Source organism: Psychromonas algicola (assembly GCF_004378355.1).
GTDB lineage: Bacteria > Pseudomonadota > Gammaproteobacteria > Enterobacterales > Psychromonadaceae > Psychromonas.
The window spans coordinates 37,595-55,371 of sequence record NZ_SNUB01000023.1; the positions used below are offsets into that span (position 1 = coordinate 37,595).

Sequence of the window (17,777 nt, forward strand, 5' to 3'; positions counted from 1 at the left end):
TTTTATTTCAATATTGCAGGTTTTTATATGTCATCACATGTCGGTTTTAAAAATAAATGGTTACCGATTGCATTGATTGCTCCTCAATTATTAATTACCTTAGTGTTTTTTATTTGGCCAGCAGGGCAAGCAATTGTTCAGTCAACCCAACTAGAAGATGCCTTTGGTTTAAGCACTGAGTTTGTTGGTTTAGAAAACTTTGTTAGCTTATTTAACGATAGTAATTATTTGGCTTCATTTTTTACAACACTACAATTTAGTATCACAGTCGCGGTATTAGCATTGGTCAGTGCATTAATATTGTCTGCTTTTGCTGAGCATATTACGCGAGGAACCACTTTTTATCGTACTTTCTTGATTTGGCCCTATGCTGTTGCGCCTGTTGTAGCTGGCTCTTTATGGTTGTTTTTATTCGATCCAACCATTGGTGTGGTAAGTGAAATGCTGCAATGGGTAAATGTCGATTGGGACCCAGTGCTGAATGGTTCACATGCAATGTGGATGGTAGTTATTACGTCAACATGGAAACAAATTAGCTACAACTTTTTGTTTTTTTTAGCGGCATTACAATCGGTACCAAAATCATTACATGAAGCAGCTGCTATTGATGGAAGTGGCCCTATTAAACGCTTTATGACTATAAGCTTTCCCCTAATTTCTCCCACCAGTTTTTTCCTGTTAGTGGTGAATTTTGTGTATGCCTTCTTCGATACTTTTGCGGTGATCCATGCCATGACGCAAGGTGGTCCAAGTAACAGTACTTCAACCCTAGTTTATAAGGTTTATAACGATGGATTTATCGGATTAAATCTCGGATCTTCTGCCGCACAATCGGTTATTTTAATGGCGTTAGTTGCATTGTTAACGGTTGTACAATTTAAATACGTAGAAAAAAAGGTAGCTTACTAATGGTAGAACGTAGACCGCTATTTAAATTATTTTGCCATGTTATTTTGATTTTTGGCATTCTCGCTATCGCGTTACCCGTATGGCTTGCTTTGGTTGCAACAACGCATGAAAACAATGTGTTTGCGACAGGCACACCATTATGGTTTGGTGACCTTGGGTTAAGTGTTTTTTGGGACTTATTGAGCAGTGACAGTAGCTTTAATAATTCAGCTTTACCTATTACACATATGTTATTTAATTCCTTTGTGATGGCGTTAACCATAACGCTTGGGAAATTAAGTATTTCAATATTGTCAGCTTATGCTGTTGTGTTTTTCCGCTTTCCGGGAAGAATGCTTGCGTTTTGGATGATATTTTTCACTTTAATGTTGCCCGTTGAAGTCCGCATTATGCCGACCTTTGAAGTGATCACAAATTTGAATATGTTGAACTCTTTTTCTGGATTAACCATTCCTTTAATTGCCAGTGCAACGGCTACCTTTTTGTTCCGACAGTTCTTTTTAACTATTCCACAAGAGTTGATTGAAGCTGCGCGTATTGATGGAGCAGGACCGATCAAATTCTTTTTCGATATTTTATTGCCATTATCACGTACTAATATCGCTGCTTTATTTGTGATCACCTTTATTTACGGTTGGAACCAATATTTATGGCCATTGTTGATCACCACGGATGCGCAGTACTACACCATTGTGATGGGAATTAAGCAGATGTTGGGTGTGGTCGACGGTATTGTTGAATGGAACAAAATTATGGCCACCACTATTATTGCGATGCTACCACCTGTAGTTGTTGTTATCGCTATGCAAAAAGCTTTTGTTAAAGGCTTAGTAGATACGGAGAAATAAATGTCAACGCTAACACTTACAAATATTGCGAAATCTTACGCAAATGGGTATCAGGCTGTACAACAACTTGATCTTGATATTAATGATGCTGAAATGGTTGTTTTAGTTGGCCCCAGCGGTTGTGGTAAATCTACTTTATTACGCATGATTGCAGGATTAGAAGAGATCACATCTGGCGAATTGGTTATTGATGGACAAGTGGTTAATCACCTTGAACCCGGTGAGCGCGATATCGCAATGGTATTTCAAAATTATGCGCTTTATCCGCATATGACGGTTTACAATAATATGGCTTACGGATTACGTAATCGTAAAACACCTAAGGATGAAATTCACCGTTTAGTGACGGAAGCAGCTGAGATGCTTGAGCTTTCTGAATTATTGGACCGAAAACCTAAAGAGCTTTCAGGTGGTCAACGACAACGAGTGGCTATGGGACGTGCAATTGTGCGTGAGCCTAAGGTCTTTTTATTCGATGAACCTTTGTCGAACCTTGATGCTAAACTAAGAGTACAAATGCGTATTCAAATTAAAAAACTACAGCGTAGGTTAGCCACAACGTCCATTTATGTTACTCATGACCAAGTGGAAGCGATGACGTTAGCGGATAAACTGGTTGTGCTCAACAAAGGTAATGTTGAACAAGTCGGCACGCCCTTAGAAATTTATGATAATCCTGCTTCGCTATTTGTGGCGACTTTTATTGGTTCGCCAGCCATGAATATATTAGATGCGATAGTGAAGCCTGAAGGCATTGAATTTGGAACTTCTTTATTACCGGGGAACACTCAATTGATTAACCTTGGTGATGTGAAATTAGGGTTACGTCCGGAACATCTTCAAATTGTTGAGCACAATCCGTTGTTTGAAGTTGAAGTGGACTTAATTGAAGCATTAGGCGCTGATTTATTGTTATATTGCAATACGCTTGATGCGCAACCTCAGGCTCTCGTAGTTCGTGTTCAAGGGCATGCGGTGATTCATATTGGTGATAAATTAGGGCTGGATATTAACTTACAGGATTTACATTTGTTCGATCCTATTACTGCTAAAAATCTTTATTTTGATAGCAATCTTCTACAGAAAAAAGAGGTTATTTATGCCTAAACCATTATCCACATTGACTTTTAAACAAGCAAAACAGATAAAGTGGTTACTCACAGATGTTGATGACACCTTAACGTGGGAAGGGAAATTGCCAGCAGAAACCTTGTTGGCATTAAATAAATTAAACGATGCTGGCGTTAATATTATTCCGGTTACAGGCGCTTGCGCAGGTTGGTGTGACCAAATGGCTCGACTGTGGCCAGTGCATGGCGTGATTGGTGAGAATGGTGCATTTTGGATGCAAAAAAACGCTAAGGGATTTACAACTAGAGAGATGGTTGCAGTTAGTAAAATGAAGCATCAACAAAGTGAATTACTGCGTCAGTTAGACTTATTGTTGAAAGACTATCCCGATGTGACTTATGCCTATGATCAACGGTTTAGGTTTTGCGATGTGGCCATCAACTTAAGTCAAGATCGTGAACCGCTGGCTGAAAATATATGCGAAGAATTATTAAATAAAGTGAAGCAATTAGTCGTTGATGGTCAAAGGGTGAATGCGGCGCTTAGTTCAATTCATCTTAATGTCTGGGTTGGCAATCACAGCAAGCGACTAACCGCGGAGAAATACCTACTTGAAAATGGGGCGATTAAATCGATCATTGAAAACGAAATTGCCTACATAGGTGATTCATTGAATGATGAAAGTATGTTTGCTTGGCTGCCTTTAACCTTTGGAGTAAAAAATATTTTACCTGTTTTGCCTAAATTGGCTGCTAAACCCGCTTATTTAACCACGCAAAAAGGCGGTTATGGATTTGTTGAATTAGCGGAATTTATTTTACAATCTAAACAGTCGAACGAGATTGAGGATTGTTTGTTGTCTTCCTAGAAAAGTTGATTTTTAGTAGTTAACATCGTTTTTTTGGGGTTTGTACTTATGTTTGTATAAGCATTTTTACTAGGGTAATATTATTTTTGTATTATTTATTCTTTCTACGCAGCTGACTAACGCACTCATTTTATATTCATTATGATCGCCGATGAGTATTAATTACTTATTAGATATTAAGGAGTACTAGATTATTATGTTTTCTGTCAATAAAGTAATTATCCCCATCAATAGTGAAATAGTTAAAACCCTAAACGATTCTTACTATTCAGATTCATACTCATACAGTTCAAGTAAAGGAAGCAGAGTCGCGCTTCAAGTTTGGTTGGAGCAAGCCACTAAAGTTCCAAGTTGGGTTAACTTTTTAATGGCAAGTCGAAACCAAATAGTATCAATATTAGGGTTGAAAAACCTTGGGCATTTAGGTGATGTAGAAGCTAATAAATTAGTGAGTGAATATCAAATTGGCGATAGGGTTGGAATATTTACTTTACTTTATTTAAGTGATCATGAAATTATATTGGGTGATTCGGATAAACACTTAGATGTGAAGCTTTCTGTTTATATTCATGAAGGGGAGGAAGATATTATTTCAATCTCAACTGTGGTACATGTGCATAATCTTCTTGGTAAATTATATATGCTGTTCGTGGAGCCTCTTCATCAATTAATTGTGCCTGCATCTATTAAACGAGCTGAAACTTCTGACATATAGCAAAATGAGGAATGTACAATTATGTCTTTAACTTAGCGCTATTTTCAAAGGCACTTACCTATTGGCCCAATATGCTGAATAGCTCTCAATGTATAAAGGCACATATATTCTCTTTATGGAGAGAGATTATTCCTGTGAGTTTAAGTATTTAATAATAACTAAACAAATGATTTATAATAATTTAGTAATTCATCTTCATCATTTATGATTAATGCTTTAAGTGATATTTTTATATTTTTTTCTTTACCATTTTCATCAAATGTTAAAATAAAAATATTTTTTTCAATAGCCACATCTTTAATACTGCTATGTTTGATAAATCGTCGTGGTGCCGCTATAGCTAGTTTTATTTCAGAATGTTTTTCGTATACACGCAGTACTTCTAAACGTTTATTTAGTGATGCCACGACGATTAAAAGTATTCCCGGTGCTATTGTTGCTGGTGCTATTATTAACCCCACTGCAATACAAAATATTCCAATAGGAATGAAATATTTTTGAGTCTTTAAAAGATATGCTTTTTTAGGTTGTTCAATTTCAGTTATTTCATCCGACTCAAGTTCAGTTACTTCACTTAACTTCTTTTCTTGCCCTTGTAAAAATTTTAGTTTTGATTCTTTATCCATTTCATTCTTGATACTAATAATCCCGAATAAGCCTATTGGCAGATAAATGATAAAACTAGCAATTCCTAGATAAGCAAAAAATTTATTTTTTGTTTTATGGTAAAGCAAACCTATAAAAGAGAATAAAAGTGCTACGCCAAAAATCATAACGAGAAAGTTCAGTTCAGTTCTAACTGTTATTGCTAAACAGAACAAATATATCATTTGTAAAAGTAAAGTAATGTAATAAGAATGACTCATTCTAACCTCTTAAAATCATTGATAATATCTGAATTTAATATGAAGGTAAATTATCTAACCCATCCGCCATGGTGATCAAACGACTTAGGATTTTTTCGCCATCAACACCAATGCCGTTATGTTCATATTCATTGGTGATCCACGCTTTAGAAAGTGGGATTTTCGCTAAGGTCTCGCGTGTATAATCCAGCTCAACAAACATATCATCGGCATAGGCGGCGCAGGCAAGTGGTACTTTATTTTTACTTAGCACGTCTGCATCGTATAGCTTATCCCAATCTTGTTTTTCGGCTAACAAGTTAGCCGCTTCACGTAATGGTTTGAGCGTTGCTAATTGTTCAAACATCCACGGATATACCATTTCACCGGTAAACATAAATGACTTGCCAACTTGATAGTTAAATTGTGAATACTGCTCGCGCACTCGATGTGCAGACCAGTTAGATGCTTCACCTTGGCAGTAAATAGATTCATGTAAAATCGCATACAAAGGATTCGTCAGATAACCTTGCTCTTGTTGCATATCATTTAAGAAACTGTAGCTTAATTGCTTGCGGCCATTCACTTCGATAAAGGCACTTTCTAATAAATAGTAGAGTGGTAAATGTGCATTACATCGACCTAAATTAATACCAATTAATTGGAATTGTTCGACGGTGAAGTGTTGTCCATTTGGTAAAGTAACTTGGTTATCTAGTAAGTATTGTGCAATCTCGCAACACATTTTTTGTGCAGTTGGGAACTGTGCGAAAAAGGCATTATTTTTGTCGATAGTACGTTGATAGGTTGCTTGGTAAACATCATCAGCATGGCGTGTAATGGAAGGAATACCGCCAGTAACGTAACAACGCGAAAGGCTCTCTGGAAATAATGAAAGATAAGTTAATGTGCAAAATCCGCCAAAGCTTTGGCCGAAGGTTGCCCATTTTTGGATGTTTAATTTAATGCGGATCGCTTCTGCATCACGCACTATATTATCGGCTCTAAAGTGGGTGAGGTATTCAGCTTGTTCCGTTGCAGATAAGTTTGCTAAGGTTTCTTGGTTGATTGGCGAGCTATGACCTGTACCACGTTGGTCTAACAGTAGTACGCGATAATCTTGCAATAAACGTTTTAACCAACCTGATTCGCCACTAGCGCGGGGGGATTGAAAACCTGGTCCACCTTGAAAGAAAACCAACCAAGGTAAATCTTGTTTATCTTTTGCTAAGGTGACTAACTCTCGCGCAAAAACGCTTATTTGCTTAGCATCAGGTTTTTTATAATCTAATGGTAATTGAAAATGATGCTGGCGATATAAGGTGGTTCCATCGATAAAAGGTGTTTGCAAGGGGCGATCCTTATTGTCTGAATGGGGTTAAGCGATTGCTATAAACTTATTATGATAAAAATCATACGCCTTTTTATAGGTTAAGTTCAACTGAAAATAGAATATGGTGCTGCTTGGATTCAAATAGTAAGTGATTCAATTTTCTAATTTTTTATTTAGTCATTTTTCTATTTGGTAAATTTAAGCGCGGTACTTAGTTGTGAACCTATACAGGTTAAAACATAAGTACCGCGCTGAGATTACGTGTTCATCTTGCTATATTCTATATGTCTAAAGTAACGTACAGTTCGATCTGCTTTAACAGCCACAGGGAATCTTTCTCCCACAATAAAACCATCACTTTGAATACCGATATCCTGCATCATATGTTTATTAAGATAAGCAATATCAACTCTTTGAGCTCGTAACAATTTTTCTTTTTTACGAAGTTCGTTATAAATATCAGCTTTGATAAATAGAGTAGCAAGTAATAAATAAATTGATGGACGCATAACGTCTCTCCTTTTCAATGATAAAAAGAAGGTCTTGGATAAAAGTAGATTTTTAAAGAGGGAGTTTCACTTATTAAGTCACTTTTATCCGTGACCTAAAAAGTAAATTTTGGGTACGAATTTATTGCTGAGTATGATCTACTCGGATGGTTAAATCCGAAGGTAAATGTACTTGAATAGAAGAACACAGCATGTTGTTTAGATATAAATTGTTCATGTTGTCTCCTTAATTCTTTGCAGTAAAAACGTAATAAGATGAATGTTGGCTTACTCTGTAAACTCAACATGGAACATGTCTAACTAATTGAGCTTATTAATCAACCACTAAATTACTTTATTTTGATTATTTGTTGTTTTATCTGTTTTTAGACGACTAAAACTAAAGTGATAACCTTAAAATCTATTAAAAGTGAATATTAGATTGGTGTTAGTGTTTATTGATTCAGATGTAAAAAATAGCCTTTATTGATATGAACAAATGCTGCTGTATTAGATAAATGTTTAGAAGGTGCTTTGTTGTAGCATTTTATGTAATCGCTCTAAAGCAACAGGACTTGCTTTCAAGGTTATACGTATTCCATCTTCTTGATATTGCTCTTCGACAACCATCATTTTGCTGTGGATCTCGCCCATAATACCACTCGCGGTATAGGGGATATTAAAACAAGCACCGCACATTCTTTTCTCTAAGAAGTTTTGAATTTCTTTATGTACTAACGCGACGTCATTCTTATCACGGGTACTGATTTGTAGCGCGTCAGGATATTCCTCTAATAACGTAAGTTGTTGCTTTTCAGTCAAACAATCGACTTTATTAAGTAGTAATAACTTGTTATTAAAGTCGACATTTAATTCACCCAGTACTTGGTCAACAACGGCTAATTGAGAAACGAAGTTTTCGTCCGACGCATCAACAACATAAAGTAGTAACGAGGCGTCCTTGACTTCTTCTAAGGTTGAGTGAAATGATGCCACTAAATCATGGGGGAGCTTTTTTATAAAACCGACGGTATCAGATATTAAGATACGCGGTTGTGTTACTGGTTGTAAAGTTCTTACCGTGGTGTCTAAGGTGGCAAACAGTTTATCTTCCACTAATACTTCAGAATCGGTTAGCGCACGCATTAATGATGATTTACCTGCATTGGTGTAACCAACCAATGCGACACAAAGTTGCTCGATACGACCACTGCGTCGACCTTGCATTTCTTTTTGTAGTTTCTTTAATTCTTTTTTAATATCTGCGATTTTATCGCGAATACGACGGCGATTAACTTCAAAAGCAGTTTCACCTATCCAGCGACCTTTTTGACGTTCTCGGTCACCACTATTTTCATCTCTGATTCGTGGTGTTAGGTAGTTAAGTCGTGCAATTTCTACTTGTAATTTAGCAGTACGAGTACGTGCGTGTTTACTGAATATTTCGATAATAACGCGAGTACGATCGTAAACTTCTACACCTAATGCGGCTTCAACATTATGTAATTGGTTTGGACTTAATTCACAATCAAAAATAACTACATTCGCTTGCTCTTTAATATCATCGCTTGCGAGCAGTTCATTAAGTTCTGTTTGGTCAAATTCTACATCGTTATTTTCAGCGCCTTCTTCAATAGGCTCTGCTTCGCCAGTTAATGCTGCTAGCTCTTCGAGTTTACCTGAGCCTAATACCGATAATTGTTTAGTAGATCGTTGGCGTTGGGTTTTACTTCCCACCACAGTAAAACCTAATGTATTTACTAAACGTGCTAGTTCAGATAACGATTCATCGACTTCTTGTTGGGTGACGTTAGGAGTGCGGATGGAAATTAATAATGCGCGTGTAATAAATTCTTCAGTGGTTGCGATTGTCATGTTTTACTCATTGCTTAAAATGCTATGCCATGCATCCTACGCGTTTGTGTCTAGCTTATATATGTATTTCGCTTTTACTGTTTGTAATGGTGGGAATTTGGTTATGATCTATGTTTTAAGCCTCGAGCATTGGGTTTTATCATTGTATTTGAATACTTACTTCATCGATTTTTATTAAGCTGATATTAGCATTCCCAGGTATCGGAATTATTTAAGCTTAATTAATAGAAATGCCCCAAAAGCTTATTTCGGTTTTGTAAGGTATTTCTACCGCGTTATCTATTAATTGATCAACTAAACGCGCGTAGTTATCCATTTTGTGCGCATTTAGGTTTTCTTCATCTGGTATCGATGAAGTAAATTTAGTTGCACGTAACATGCTTTTAATACCATTGGTTTGAGAGTATTCGCTGTTATCTAACAAAATAACTTCTTCACCAATATGCCAATAAATATCTAACTCTTTTATTTGCATTGGGCTAAGTGGCGGTACTAATGGCACAATATCTTTTGCAGTGACGATTCTTGTTAAAGGTAAATCACTGAATTTTTCTGCACCAGCTACATTAGTGACTTTAGGTTGTCCGAAAGTGATGATTTGTGACAGATTGTAATCATCTTGTGTTAAGTACATTGAAAGTATGACAGCAATTGCTCCGCCTAAACTATGGCCCGTTGTTTGAATAGGCATATCATCAGCTAGGTAAGGTTTTACATCTTGGTAAATTGCTCGCGCTGCTGAAGCAAAACCTTGATGCAATATAATGCCCAGTTTTGCATCTGCTTGTAATGCTAAATCAATATCAACCATGGCATTTTGTAGATTAGCTGTACCGCGAATTGCGATAGTCTGCACACCGTTAGATTGAGTTAAAAAATAACTCACTTGAGATTCAGGAAGGGTGGTTTGATGTACTAGCTGTATTTCTTTTGCTTGCATTGCTGCTTTAAGTTCATCAGTCTCTAAATAGGTTGCATTAGCAAGTGTCGCTTGGGTTTTAATGGCTGAGAAATTTTGCGCTGCAAGCACTGTTTGCATTGAGCTTGTGAAAATAAGTGAAGTAAAAATAATGAAGTATTTAAGCATTTTATTATGGATAACCTAGCAACTAGAAAGCGGTCATACTACTAAATAACCGCTTCTACTGACAGTTTTTTATATACTTTATAAAAATAGTATTTTGACTATATTTTAAAATATCAGTTAAAACTTTAAAGCAGTATTACTTACTTTATTAGTACTGAGAGTACTTGCTGTGTATTTAGATTATTACTTTTGGCTATATTCATCACGGTTTGATCTATAGATAACACCACAATCCCTTCAGCTTCTAAGCGTTGGGTAAGCGTATCTGGCGTAACTTCTGACAATTGCGCAATCATAGTAATGGGAGCTGATTTTAATAACTCTGTGGTTTTGACTCCCATTTTATTGTGCTTCCCACCGCCATTAATATTGCTATTACCTAAAGTGAAAAATGAAAGGGCTGTCAGAACAATAAATAATCCAATCACAGCGAGTGGAATTGGTTTTTTAAAATAGCTAAGCATGGGACGCCAATTGATCACAAGATGCATTGCCACACCAAGAATTAAAAACCAACTTAAATACTCATGTGCGGGTTTCATCATCCCAATATTCCAATGGAAAAATAAAATAACACCACTAAGAGCAGAGATAATAAACGAGCCGATAGTAATGGGTGTTGCCCAACTGCGTAAATTAAACATGGAAGAACCCTCGTGTTCGTTAATAAAAGTAGATTAACTCTAGCTTAGAACGGGAGTGTAAATTTTATCCTAGATTGCATTTTTATTATTTAATTTTAAATAAATACAAAATCTCATTGCTAAATTTATTTAATTTAAACTCGAATGGTTAATATTTTAACTGATTGATAATTATTGCTTTTAAGGTGAGAGGAGATGCGCTATATATTTATTTTAATCGCTGATTTAAAGAGCCCTATAGGCGCAGTGGAGTAATGTTTGTCCAATCGCCATTTTCTTTTTCTGCTAATGCAAATTTAAAGGCGTAACCGAGCTGGCCTGTTTTCATTCTTAGATCAGTGGCTACTAATTTACCTTCAATATCTTGCAAGCGAATAAAACCATTAGTAAACCAATTCAATGACGTTAAAGCAGAATTCGGTTTATCAATCATGCTATAACCTAGATCTTGTGGGGCAGAAATCTGTAAAGTATTAGTGAATATATTAACCTGTACATCGTAGTAAACACCTTGATCAATCACGATGGCACCCCACCAGTTTAAGCTTGGATATAAGGGCGAAATAAATATTTTATTGGTTGCGATATTATTACCGTGAAGGGCGGTTTCAATTTTATTTAAGGTGAGTGTTTGTAACCACAACCCAAGTAATAAATAACCGCTACTTATTATTAAACCAATATGGTTGATTCGTCTTGCGGTTTGCGTTTTTTTATCTGCTTGTGCAGTGGAGTTTTTACTATTTCGCCATAAATAAACACAGCCAATCAATAGCGGTAATGTATATAAAGGATCAATCGCAAAAATAGAAGCGATAGAAATAGGATGAGTGGTTAGTGGCCAAAATAACTGTGTACCATAACTGGTAAAAGCATCAAGTATAGGATGAGTGGTTAAAGGTAAACACGTTAACCAAAATAACCGTTGGCTTGAAATAACATTAGTTTTGAACTTTAACTTCAATAATAAGCAGCAAATAAAAGCTAAGGGGAATAAAATAAACAAAGAGTGGGAAAAGCTACGGTGCTCGGTAAATCGAGTGACTACATCGCTGGCAGGAACAAAAATATCCAGATCAGGTAAGGTCGCTAATACCGCACCAATAACCAGTGCGCTACGTCCCAATTGTTTGTGAGCGATCGCTCCCGCAATACCTGCACCTAATACAATCTGCGTAATTGAGTCCATAACAATCCTGTTTCGACATATAAAAATTGCGAGTTATCATTTTCGATAAAATAAAGACCGTTTATGAAGACTAAAAATTTCACTTACCAAGGATTGAATAAACTCTATTTTCAATTATTAAAAACATACTTAATTTATTTTATAAAAGCTTTACCTCAATTCCCTTTCAATATGTAATACCTACCTGATTTAGTTACATTGGAATACTGCGTGAGCATACAAGAAACACTTAAGCAGCAAAGCGATAAATTAATAAGAGTTGTTTTATTTGGTCCTGAAAGCACGGGAAAGACCACTTTATCTAGACAACTTGCTGCACATTACAATACCGTTTGGGCACCTGAGTTTTTACGTGAATTTGCACAAGAAAAATGGGATAAGCACCAAAAGGTATGTGAACCGAAGGATATAATCCGGATTGCACAAGGGCAAATACGCTTAGAAAATGAAGCATCGAAAAGTGCGCATAAAATACTTATTTGCGACACTGATTTATTAGAAACAAAAGTGTATGCGGAAGCTTACTTTGAAGGTTTTGAATTGCCTGAATTAAATCAAGCCATTACTAATAATCACTATGACTTATATTGCTTAACCTATATTGATACTCCTTGGGAGGCAGACGATTTACGTGACAGACCTGAGTTGCGAGAGCAAATGTTTACGCAATTTGAAAATGCCTTGATAACACACAAGAAGAATTACTTGTTGCTAAAAGGGGATAAAGAAACACGATTAAAAAATGCAATTCGCTATATTGATGAGTTACTTACTGAAAAATAGTAACTAATGACAACATGCACCATGATAAGCAACTCAATGTATTGCTTATCATGGTGCCGCAATTAATAACGTTGCCACACCAATAGAAAGTTATTGGCAGGCATACTGATTTTCTCCACCAAACGAAGCCCTGTTGCCCATTGCGTTAATTCATTAATATCTCGAATACCGCCACAACCTTCATTTGCTAAATGTAAATCAAATTCGCGATTGCCTTCACTGGTATATTTCCCATCAATATTAAACGGGCCATATTGGCAAAATAGCCCGCCTTTTTGTAGATTCGCAGCAATCGTCTCCATCATCAGTTTGGCGTGATGCTTTTGCATAATATGCGTGGTATTGGCTGTAAAAACTGCATCCATCTCAATCGCTGGCCAAGATTGTTCGCCAAACAGAAACTCGATAGGGGAGTGTAAATTCTGACTAGGGGACTCTTCAATCCATGCGTTAATACTCGCGTGATTCGTTTTCGCATCGCTAGTATGCCAATTGATATGTGCTAAGTGTTTTGCAAAAAACACGGCATGTTGTCCAGTACCCGAACCAATTTCCAATACTCGTTGGCGGTCCTTAAATAAGCGAAAAAGTTGCTCTAAAATAGGTTGTTGGTTACGTTCACAAGAACCAGAAAATTGTTTTGTCATGCTTATTCTCTTTTGTATTAAGGATTTTATTAAAAGGTATTTTAAGCGGGTTTAGCAACTTGTGACTAGTATTTTTATTGATGGGTGGTTCATGTCTATTTCTCTTTGAGGCGTAGGATTCATCCTGCTTTTTATATTTAAATAAAAAAATAGGATTATTAGCGTTAACTTATTAATAGTATTTTGTTTATGAGTTGGCTGGCCAATACTTTGTTATTTGTAAAGTAACTCGTCTGCGCTCGTCGGAACATTTAGATTGTTAATAACAGTATTTTCGCCCTGTCGGCGACTTTAGTTTCTCTTGGCTAGAAGAGAAACTAAGCAAAGAGACTGAAAAGAATACGCAAAGCTTAATCCGTTCGGGAGAGTTTGATGTAGGCTCATTGAGTATCGATTTAATTTTTAATGGATTGATATAATTAACTTCAGTGAGTGGATATCCACTATTTCGTCCATATATGTCCAAGACTTTAATTACTTCAACAATAAATCAATTCGTTAAAAATAACACTGCTAAGTTGAGTTGCTGAATGAGTGAAACTATTGTTCGGATATGCAGTCTGAAAGTCTGTGTTGCAGTAAACATATACTTAGAGTTAAAACATTATTCTCATAAAAAAGAAACTGTTACGCAACAATTCGTCGTCAATAAACATAAAATTGACTGGCTTCACTATGCTATTATCTTTGTTCATTTTATTTTTAACCTGATAAGGTCTTACTGTGTTTCATCAATTTATTACTAAATTACGAATACCATTTTTGATCTTGATATTGGTTTCTGTTGCTATTCTTCTGTATTTAAATTCCCTTGTTAATTCGACTTTTAAAGATAAACAATGGTCTGTGGCGTCTACCGTTTACGCTCGACCTTTAGAGCTATATGTCGGGTTACCACTCAGTTTGAGCGATTTACGAAAAGAGATGACGCTGCTTGGCTACCATTTTGTCAACAATGTTGATCAACCCGGTGAAGCGTTAATTAATCAAAATCAAATGACTATTTTCATTCCTCAATTTCAATTCAGTGATGAATTAGCTGCCGCACAAAAAATAAAAATCACCTTGAATAAAGGCGTTATTTCAACACTAGAAAGTCAATATAACGATGCTTTAGTGCGTTTGCAGCCGCTCGTTATTGGGGGAATTTATCCATCGCATAATGAAGACCGATTATTAGTGCAGCTTGCGGATGTGCCAGTTTCTTTACAAGAAATGCTAGTGGCAGTTGAAGATAAAGACTTTTATGACCATTACGGTATTTCACTGCGTGGTATTGCACGAGCAGTGGTGACTAATATTAAAAAAGGTGGTTTTTCACAGGGCGCATCAACCTTAACGCAGCAATTAATTAAAAACTATTACCTCACGCCAGAGCGCACGCTAATTCGTAAAGCGCAGGAAGCGCTGATGGCCATGTTACTAGAATTACATGCAAGCAAAGCGGATATTTTAGAAGGGTATATGAATGAAATATACCTCGGACAAGATGGGCCGCGTGCCATTCATGGTTTTGGTTTAGCGAGTCAATATTATTTTAAAAAAGATCTGATGGATTTATCGCTTTCGCAACAAGCATTGTTAGTCACACTAGTACGTGGTGCAAGTTACTATAATCCATGGCGTAACCCTGAACGTGCATTAAAACGTCGTAATTTGGTGTTAGATATTGCTGTGAGAGAAAACCGCCTTGATGCAAATCTTGCTGAGTTGGCCAAGCAAGCACCACTAGAAATTGGTGACCGTACAGCGAGCAGTAACAAACGTTATCCTGCTTATTTAGATCTAGTGCGCAGACAGCTACAAAATGATTATAAAGCTGAGGATTTAAGTTCTGATGGGCTGTCTATTTTTACTCATTTTAATCCATTAATTCAAGAAACGGCTGAATCTAGTTTAGTGAAAGCGATCGAAAAACATAAACAATCTGATCCTAATTCAAATCTGCAAGGTGCTGTGATTGTTACGCAACCTAATACAGGTGCGGTTACTGCTATTGTAGGTGGTACAAACACGCGTTATTCAGGGTTTAACCGTGCTATTGATGCGAGCCGACAAATTGGTTCGTTAATGAAACCAGCAGTATATTTAACGGCGCTGGAAAAAAACGACCAATATACTTTGGCGACGCTAATAAGTGATGCACCTTACGAGCAAGTATTGGATAGTGGCGATGTTTGGGCGCCTAAAAATTATGATTTAAAAGATCATGGTGATGTACTTTTATATAAAGCATTAGCACGTTCTTATAATCAAGCCACTGCGCGTTTAGCGAATGATGTTGGTTTAGATAATATATTATCCACTATCAAACGACTTGGCGTTGAAAGTGATATTCCTGCATTGCCTGCGATTACATTAGGCGCTGCAGAATTGAGTCCGCTTGAGGTCGCTAATATGTATCAAACGATTTCGTCTGGTGGGTTTTATACGCCATTGTTAGCAATTAGTTCTGTAGTCGATAACCACGGCGAAGTGTTAACAAGCTATCCGATTGATATACAAAAACGCTTTGATTCTGGTGCCGTTTATACCTTACGCCATGCTTTACAAGCAGTGACACACGAAGGTTCAGCTAAAGCGTTACAATGGTTATTACCTGACTTTGCGGTAGCGGGTAAAACAGGAACAAGTAACGATTTACGAGACAGTTGGTTTGCAGGCTTTTCAGATGACATGCAAGCCGTTGTTTGGCTTGGGCGAGATGATAACCAACCAATGGGATTGACTGGATCAAGTGGTGCGTTGCGCGTTTGGGCGGATATTTTTAAAGCGCGTGCTCATCAACCTTTACAGAATATTCCGCCTAAAAATATCTCGCTCAGTTGGGTTGACGGCGAAACTGGAGTCGGTAGTCAAGATAGTTGCAGCAATGCCATTCCACTGCCTTTTGTAAATGGTAGTGAACCCACAGAAGAAATACGTTGCAAAACGTCGGATAAAGTCATCGACTGGTTCCGTCAGCTAATCAACTAAAGAGGCCTGAATAATGAATTATTACAAAATTGCTATTGTTGCTGGTTTATCTTGTTTTTTAGTTGCCTGTTCTACTAAACCTATTACGACAGCACCAGAAAAAACAGAACCTACAGCACCTAGCTCAATCCTTAACCCAACTGACGGAATTGATAATACGGTAAAGGGAAATTCTGCACTAGGCTCACTATTAACGCTCGCTGAACTGCAAGAAAACAAGGGAAATTTACAAGGAGCGACAAGGCTTTTAGAACGTGCGATTAGGATTTCTCCTCGCAACCCTGAGATATATTTACGACTAGCAGAACTCAGTTATCGTCAAGGTAAGAATGGACAAGCACAGTCATTCGCTGAAAAAGCCCTTAGCTTAAATCCGAATCAATCATTAACGCAACAAGCTGAGTTGTTATTAGAGAAGATCAGCCTACAAAGCTTGTATTAAAAAGAACAGGGCACCCATCGACTTTAAATTGCAAGATATTGATTTTATTGTATTCAACTATTGAGTGTCCAATACTTTTCTTCCAGTTGATTAGCTTGTTAAGCGGCATCATCACCAAACCAAGATGATGTATCAATTTCGATATTGTTCGGGTCAATATTAATATCACTAGGATCAGAAATAGAAACTTCTAAAGTTGTACTAAATGGATAGTCATTGGACATTGATAAAAAATCTTCACCTTTACCGTACTCTTGGCTAACATAAACAGTCCCATCAACTCCTATTATTATTCCATCAGAACCTAAGTACTCAATTTCTAATTTTTCAGGTGAAACCTGATCAATTATCACGTTACTAGCTAATATTGATAATTCATCGGGGAAATTATTAACCACCGAGTCAAATATTTCATCTTGAACTCGATATTCAACTTTAGAGATAACAAAACTTTCCAATGACGAAAGCTCTTCGATCACTTCTTTTGAACGCTGAATAATGAATTTCATGTCCGTATAAAACTTTTGTGGACATGACTTAAAATGTTTCTCTGTAATATGCGTGTATTTGTTAAAGAAATTAAACTCTTTTAGGTATTTTTTAATACTGTCATTTAGCTCATCAAGTGCATCTTCATCTAAATAAGTATCTGCAAGGTAACCCTGAGCACAAAATTTTAATTTTTGCCGGCGTGTAACTTTAAATTGATCACTATCACATTCATACCAAATAGCTGACATTACGTCTTTATCTGGAGCCCTACGATCTATAACTTGTAATACAAGTTCTCGCATAGAAAATGCGAAATTATGAAACCGTAAAGGGTTACCATGAGAGCAGTAATTTCGAAGACTCGCAATGAAAAGTGTTTTTTCAAAATCAGTAACCAATAATTTTTTAAAATCAATTATGAAATCGTATGTTAATAGTTTTTTTAGTTTCATTTTATATACCAAATTTACATGACGCTTAACGCCGCATTAAGCGGACAAAAATAGTAGGTTAAAATGTGTAGCGAAGCGAAACGTAACCCACTGTTTTAGTTCCGTTTAATTGC

The 17,777-nt window shown here is 36.6% G+C and carries 17 protein-coding genes; 8 read left to right on the plus strand and 9 right to left on the minus strand.

The features are described 5' to 3' along the window. The first annotated feature begins 27 nt into the window (after positions 1–27). The 5 genes from ugpA to E2R67_RS11765 all read left to right on the plus strand — a co-directional run bounded on the left by ugpA (position 28) and on the right by E2R67_RS11765 (position 4,411). Positions 28–909 (plus strand): sn-glycerol-3-phosphate ABC transporter permease UgpA, encoded by an 882-nt coding sequence (gene ugpA / locus E2R67_RS11745; RefSeq protein WP_134291147.1) that lies wholly within the window; start codon positions 28–30, stop codon positions 907–909. Beyond that, positions 909–1,757, plus strand: coding sequence for a sn-glycerol-3-phosphate ABC transporter permease UgpE (ugpE, locus tag E2R67_RS11750; protein ID WP_134291148.1), 849 nt, complete (start codon positions 909–911; stop codon positions 1,755–1,757). Before ugpA ends, ugpE begins: the two co-directional genes overlap by 1 nt. Continuing rightward, positions 1,758–2,864, plus strand: coding sequence for a sn-glycerol-3-phosphate import ATP-binding protein UgpC (locus tag E2R67_RS11755; protein ID WP_134291149.1), 1,107 nt, complete (start codon positions 1,758–1,760; stop codon positions 2,862–2,864). It abuts the gene before it with no gap. Then, a complete protein-coding gene (locus tag E2R67_RS11760; protein ID WP_134291150.1) occupies positions 2,857–3,696 on the plus strand; it encodes an HAD family hydrolase in 840 nt (279 codons plus the stop codon). Before E2R67_RS11755 ends, E2R67_RS11760 begins: the two co-directional genes overlap by 8 nt. 196 nt (positions 3,697–3,892) lie before the next feature. Then, positions 3,893–4,411, plus strand: a complete 519-nt coding sequence (locus E2R67_RS11765) for a DUF2867 domain-containing protein (protein WP_166739378.1) — start codon at positions 3,893–3,895, stop codon at positions 4,409–4,411. Between the two features lie 158 nt (positions 4,412–4,569). Here the strand turns inward: E2R67_RS11765 and E2R67_RS11770 are convergent, their stop codons facing one another. From E2R67_RS11770 to E2R67_RS11800, 7 genes are all read right to left on the minus strand, one after another. Next, entirely contained in the window at positions 4,570–5,277 is a 708-nt protein-coding gene (locus tag E2R67_RS11770) for a hypothetical protein (protein ID WP_134291152.1), read from the minus strand. A 34-nt stretch (positions 5,278–5,311) separates the two neighbouring features. Then, positions 5,312–6,607 carry an alpha/beta fold hydrolase gene (locus tag E2R67_RS11775; protein WP_134291153.1) on the minus strand — a complete coding sequence of 432 codons (1,296 nt, stop codon included), beginning with the start codon at positions 6,605–6,607 and terminating at the stop codon, positions 5,312–5,314. A 239-nt stretch (positions 6,608–6,846) separates the two neighbouring features. Then, on the minus strand, positions 6,847–7,098 hold the full coding sequence (locus tag E2R67_RS11780) for a DUF1127 domain-containing protein (protein ID WP_134291154.1): 252 nt from the start codon (positions 7,096–7,098) through the stop codon (positions 6,847–6,849). Between the two features lie 501 nt (positions 7,099–7,599). Further along, positions 7,600–8,952 (minus strand): GTPase HflX, encoded by a 1,353-nt coding sequence (hflX, locus tag E2R67_RS11785; RefSeq protein ID WP_134291155.1) that lies wholly within the window; start codon positions 8,950–8,952, stop codon positions 7,600–7,602. A gap of 217 nt (positions 8,953–9,169) precedes the next feature. Beyond that, complete coding sequence (locus E2R67_RS11790; protein ID WP_134291156.1) at positions 9,170–10,039, minus strand: lipase family protein; 870 nt, start codon at positions 10,037–10,039, stop codon at positions 9,170–9,172. Positions 10,040–10,179: 140 nt separating this feature from the next. Further along, positions 10,180–10,683, minus strand: a complete 504-nt coding sequence (locus E2R67_RS11795) for a DUF4405 domain-containing protein (protein WP_134291157.1) — start codon at positions 10,681–10,683, stop codon at positions 10,180–10,182. 235 nt (positions 10,684–10,918) lie between these two features. Then, the gene (locus E2R67_RS11800; RefSeq protein WP_134291158.1) at positions 10,919–11,872 is read right to left on the minus strand and encodes a metal-dependent hydrolase; all 954 of its coding nucleotides are present in this window, start codon (positions 11,870–11,872) and stop codon (positions 10,919–10,921) included. A gap of 210 nt (positions 11,873–12,082) precedes the next feature. Here E2R67_RS11800 and E2R67_RS11805 point away from each other — a divergent pair, with 210 nt between their 5' ends. Beyond that, positions 12,083–12,655 carry an AAA family ATPase gene (locus E2R67_RS11805; protein ID WP_208379517.1) on the plus strand — a complete coding sequence of 191 codons (573 nt, stop codon included), beginning with the start codon at positions 12,083–12,085 and terminating at the stop codon, positions 12,653–12,655. 62 nt (positions 12,656–12,717) lie between these two features. Here the strand turns inward: E2R67_RS11805 and E2R67_RS11810 are convergent, their stop codons facing one another. Continuing rightward, positions 12,718–13,302, minus strand: coding sequence for a DUF938 domain-containing protein (locus E2R67_RS11810; protein WP_134291159.1), 585 nt, complete (start codon positions 13,300–13,302; stop codon positions 12,718–12,720). Between the two features lie 723 nt (positions 13,303–14,025). Here E2R67_RS11810 and mrcB point away from each other — a divergent pair. Next, positions 14,026–16,278 (plus strand): penicillin-binding protein 1B, encoded by a 2,253-nt coding sequence (gene mrcB / locus E2R67_RS11815; RefSeq protein ID WP_134291160.1) that lies wholly within the window; start codon positions 14,026–14,028, stop codon positions 16,276–16,278. Positions 16,279–16,291: 13 nt separating this feature from the next. After that, on the plus strand, positions 16,292–16,720 hold the full coding sequence (locus E2R67_RS11820; protein ID WP_134291161.1) for a tetratricopeptide repeat protein: 429 nt from the start codon (positions 16,292–16,294) through the stop codon (positions 16,718–16,720). A 98-nt stretch (positions 16,721–16,818) separates the two neighbouring features. Here E2R67_RS11820 and E2R67_RS11825 read toward each other — a convergent pair whose 3' ends face one another. Beyond that, the gene (locus E2R67_RS11825) at positions 16,819–17,664 is read right to left on the minus strand and encodes a pPIWI-associating nuclease domain-containing protein (protein WP_134291162.1); all 846 of its coding nucleotides are present in this window, start codon (positions 17,662–17,664) and stop codon (positions 16,819–16,821) included. Positions 17,665–17,777 lie beyond the last annotated feature (113 nt).

Coding starts and splice junctions, on each gene's coding strand:
- ugpA (WP_134291147.1), top strand. CDS start 28: ATGTCATCACATGTCGGTTTTAAAAATAAATGGTTACCGATTGCATTG.
- ugpE (WP_134291148.1), top strand. CDS start 909: ATGGTAGAACGTAGACCGCTATTTAAATTATTTTGCCATGTTATTTTG.
- E2R67_RS11755 (WP_134291149.1), top strand. CDS start 1,758: ATGTCAACGCTAACACTTACAAATATTGCGAAATCTTACGCAAATGGG.
- E2R67_RS11760 (WP_134291150.1), top strand. CDS start 2,857: ATGCCTAAACCATTATCCACATTGACTTTTAAACAAGCAAAACAGATA.
- E2R67_RS11765 (WP_166739378.1), top strand. CDS start 3,893: ATGTTTTCTGTCAATAAAGTAATTATCCCCATCAATAGTGAAATAGTT.
- E2R67_RS11770 (WP_134291152.1), bottom strand. CDS start 5,277: ATGAGTCATTCTTATTACATTACTTTACTTTTACAAATGATATATTTG.
- E2R67_RS11780 (WP_134291154.1), bottom strand. CDS start 7,098: ATGCGTCCATCAATTTATTTATTACTTGCTACTCTATTTATCAAAGCT.
- hflX (WP_134291155.1), bottom strand. CDS start 8,952: ATGACAATCGCAACCACTGAAGAATTTATTACACGCGCATTATTAATT.
- E2R67_RS11790 (WP_134291156.1), bottom strand. CDS start 10,039: ATGCTTAAATACTTCATTATTTTTACTTCACTTATTTTCACAAGCTCA.
- E2R67_RS11795 (WP_134291157.1), bottom strand. CDS start 10,683: ATGTTTAATTTACGCAGTTGGGCAACACCCATTACTATCGGCTCGTTT.
- E2R67_RS11800 (WP_134291158.1), bottom strand. CDS start 11,872: ATGGACTCAATTACGCAGATTGTATTAGGTGCAGGTATTGCGGGAGCG.
- E2R67_RS11810 (WP_134291159.1), bottom strand. CDS start 13,302: ATGACAAAACAATTTTCTGGTTCTTGTGAACGTAACCAACAACCTATT.
- E2R67_RS11820 (WP_134291161.1), top strand. CDS start 16,292: ATGAATTATTACAAAATTGCTATTGTTGCTGGTTTATCTTGTTTTTTA.
- E2R67_RS11825 (WP_134291162.1), bottom strand. CDS start 17,664: ATGAAACTAAAAAAACTATTAACATACGATTTCATAATTGATTTTAAA.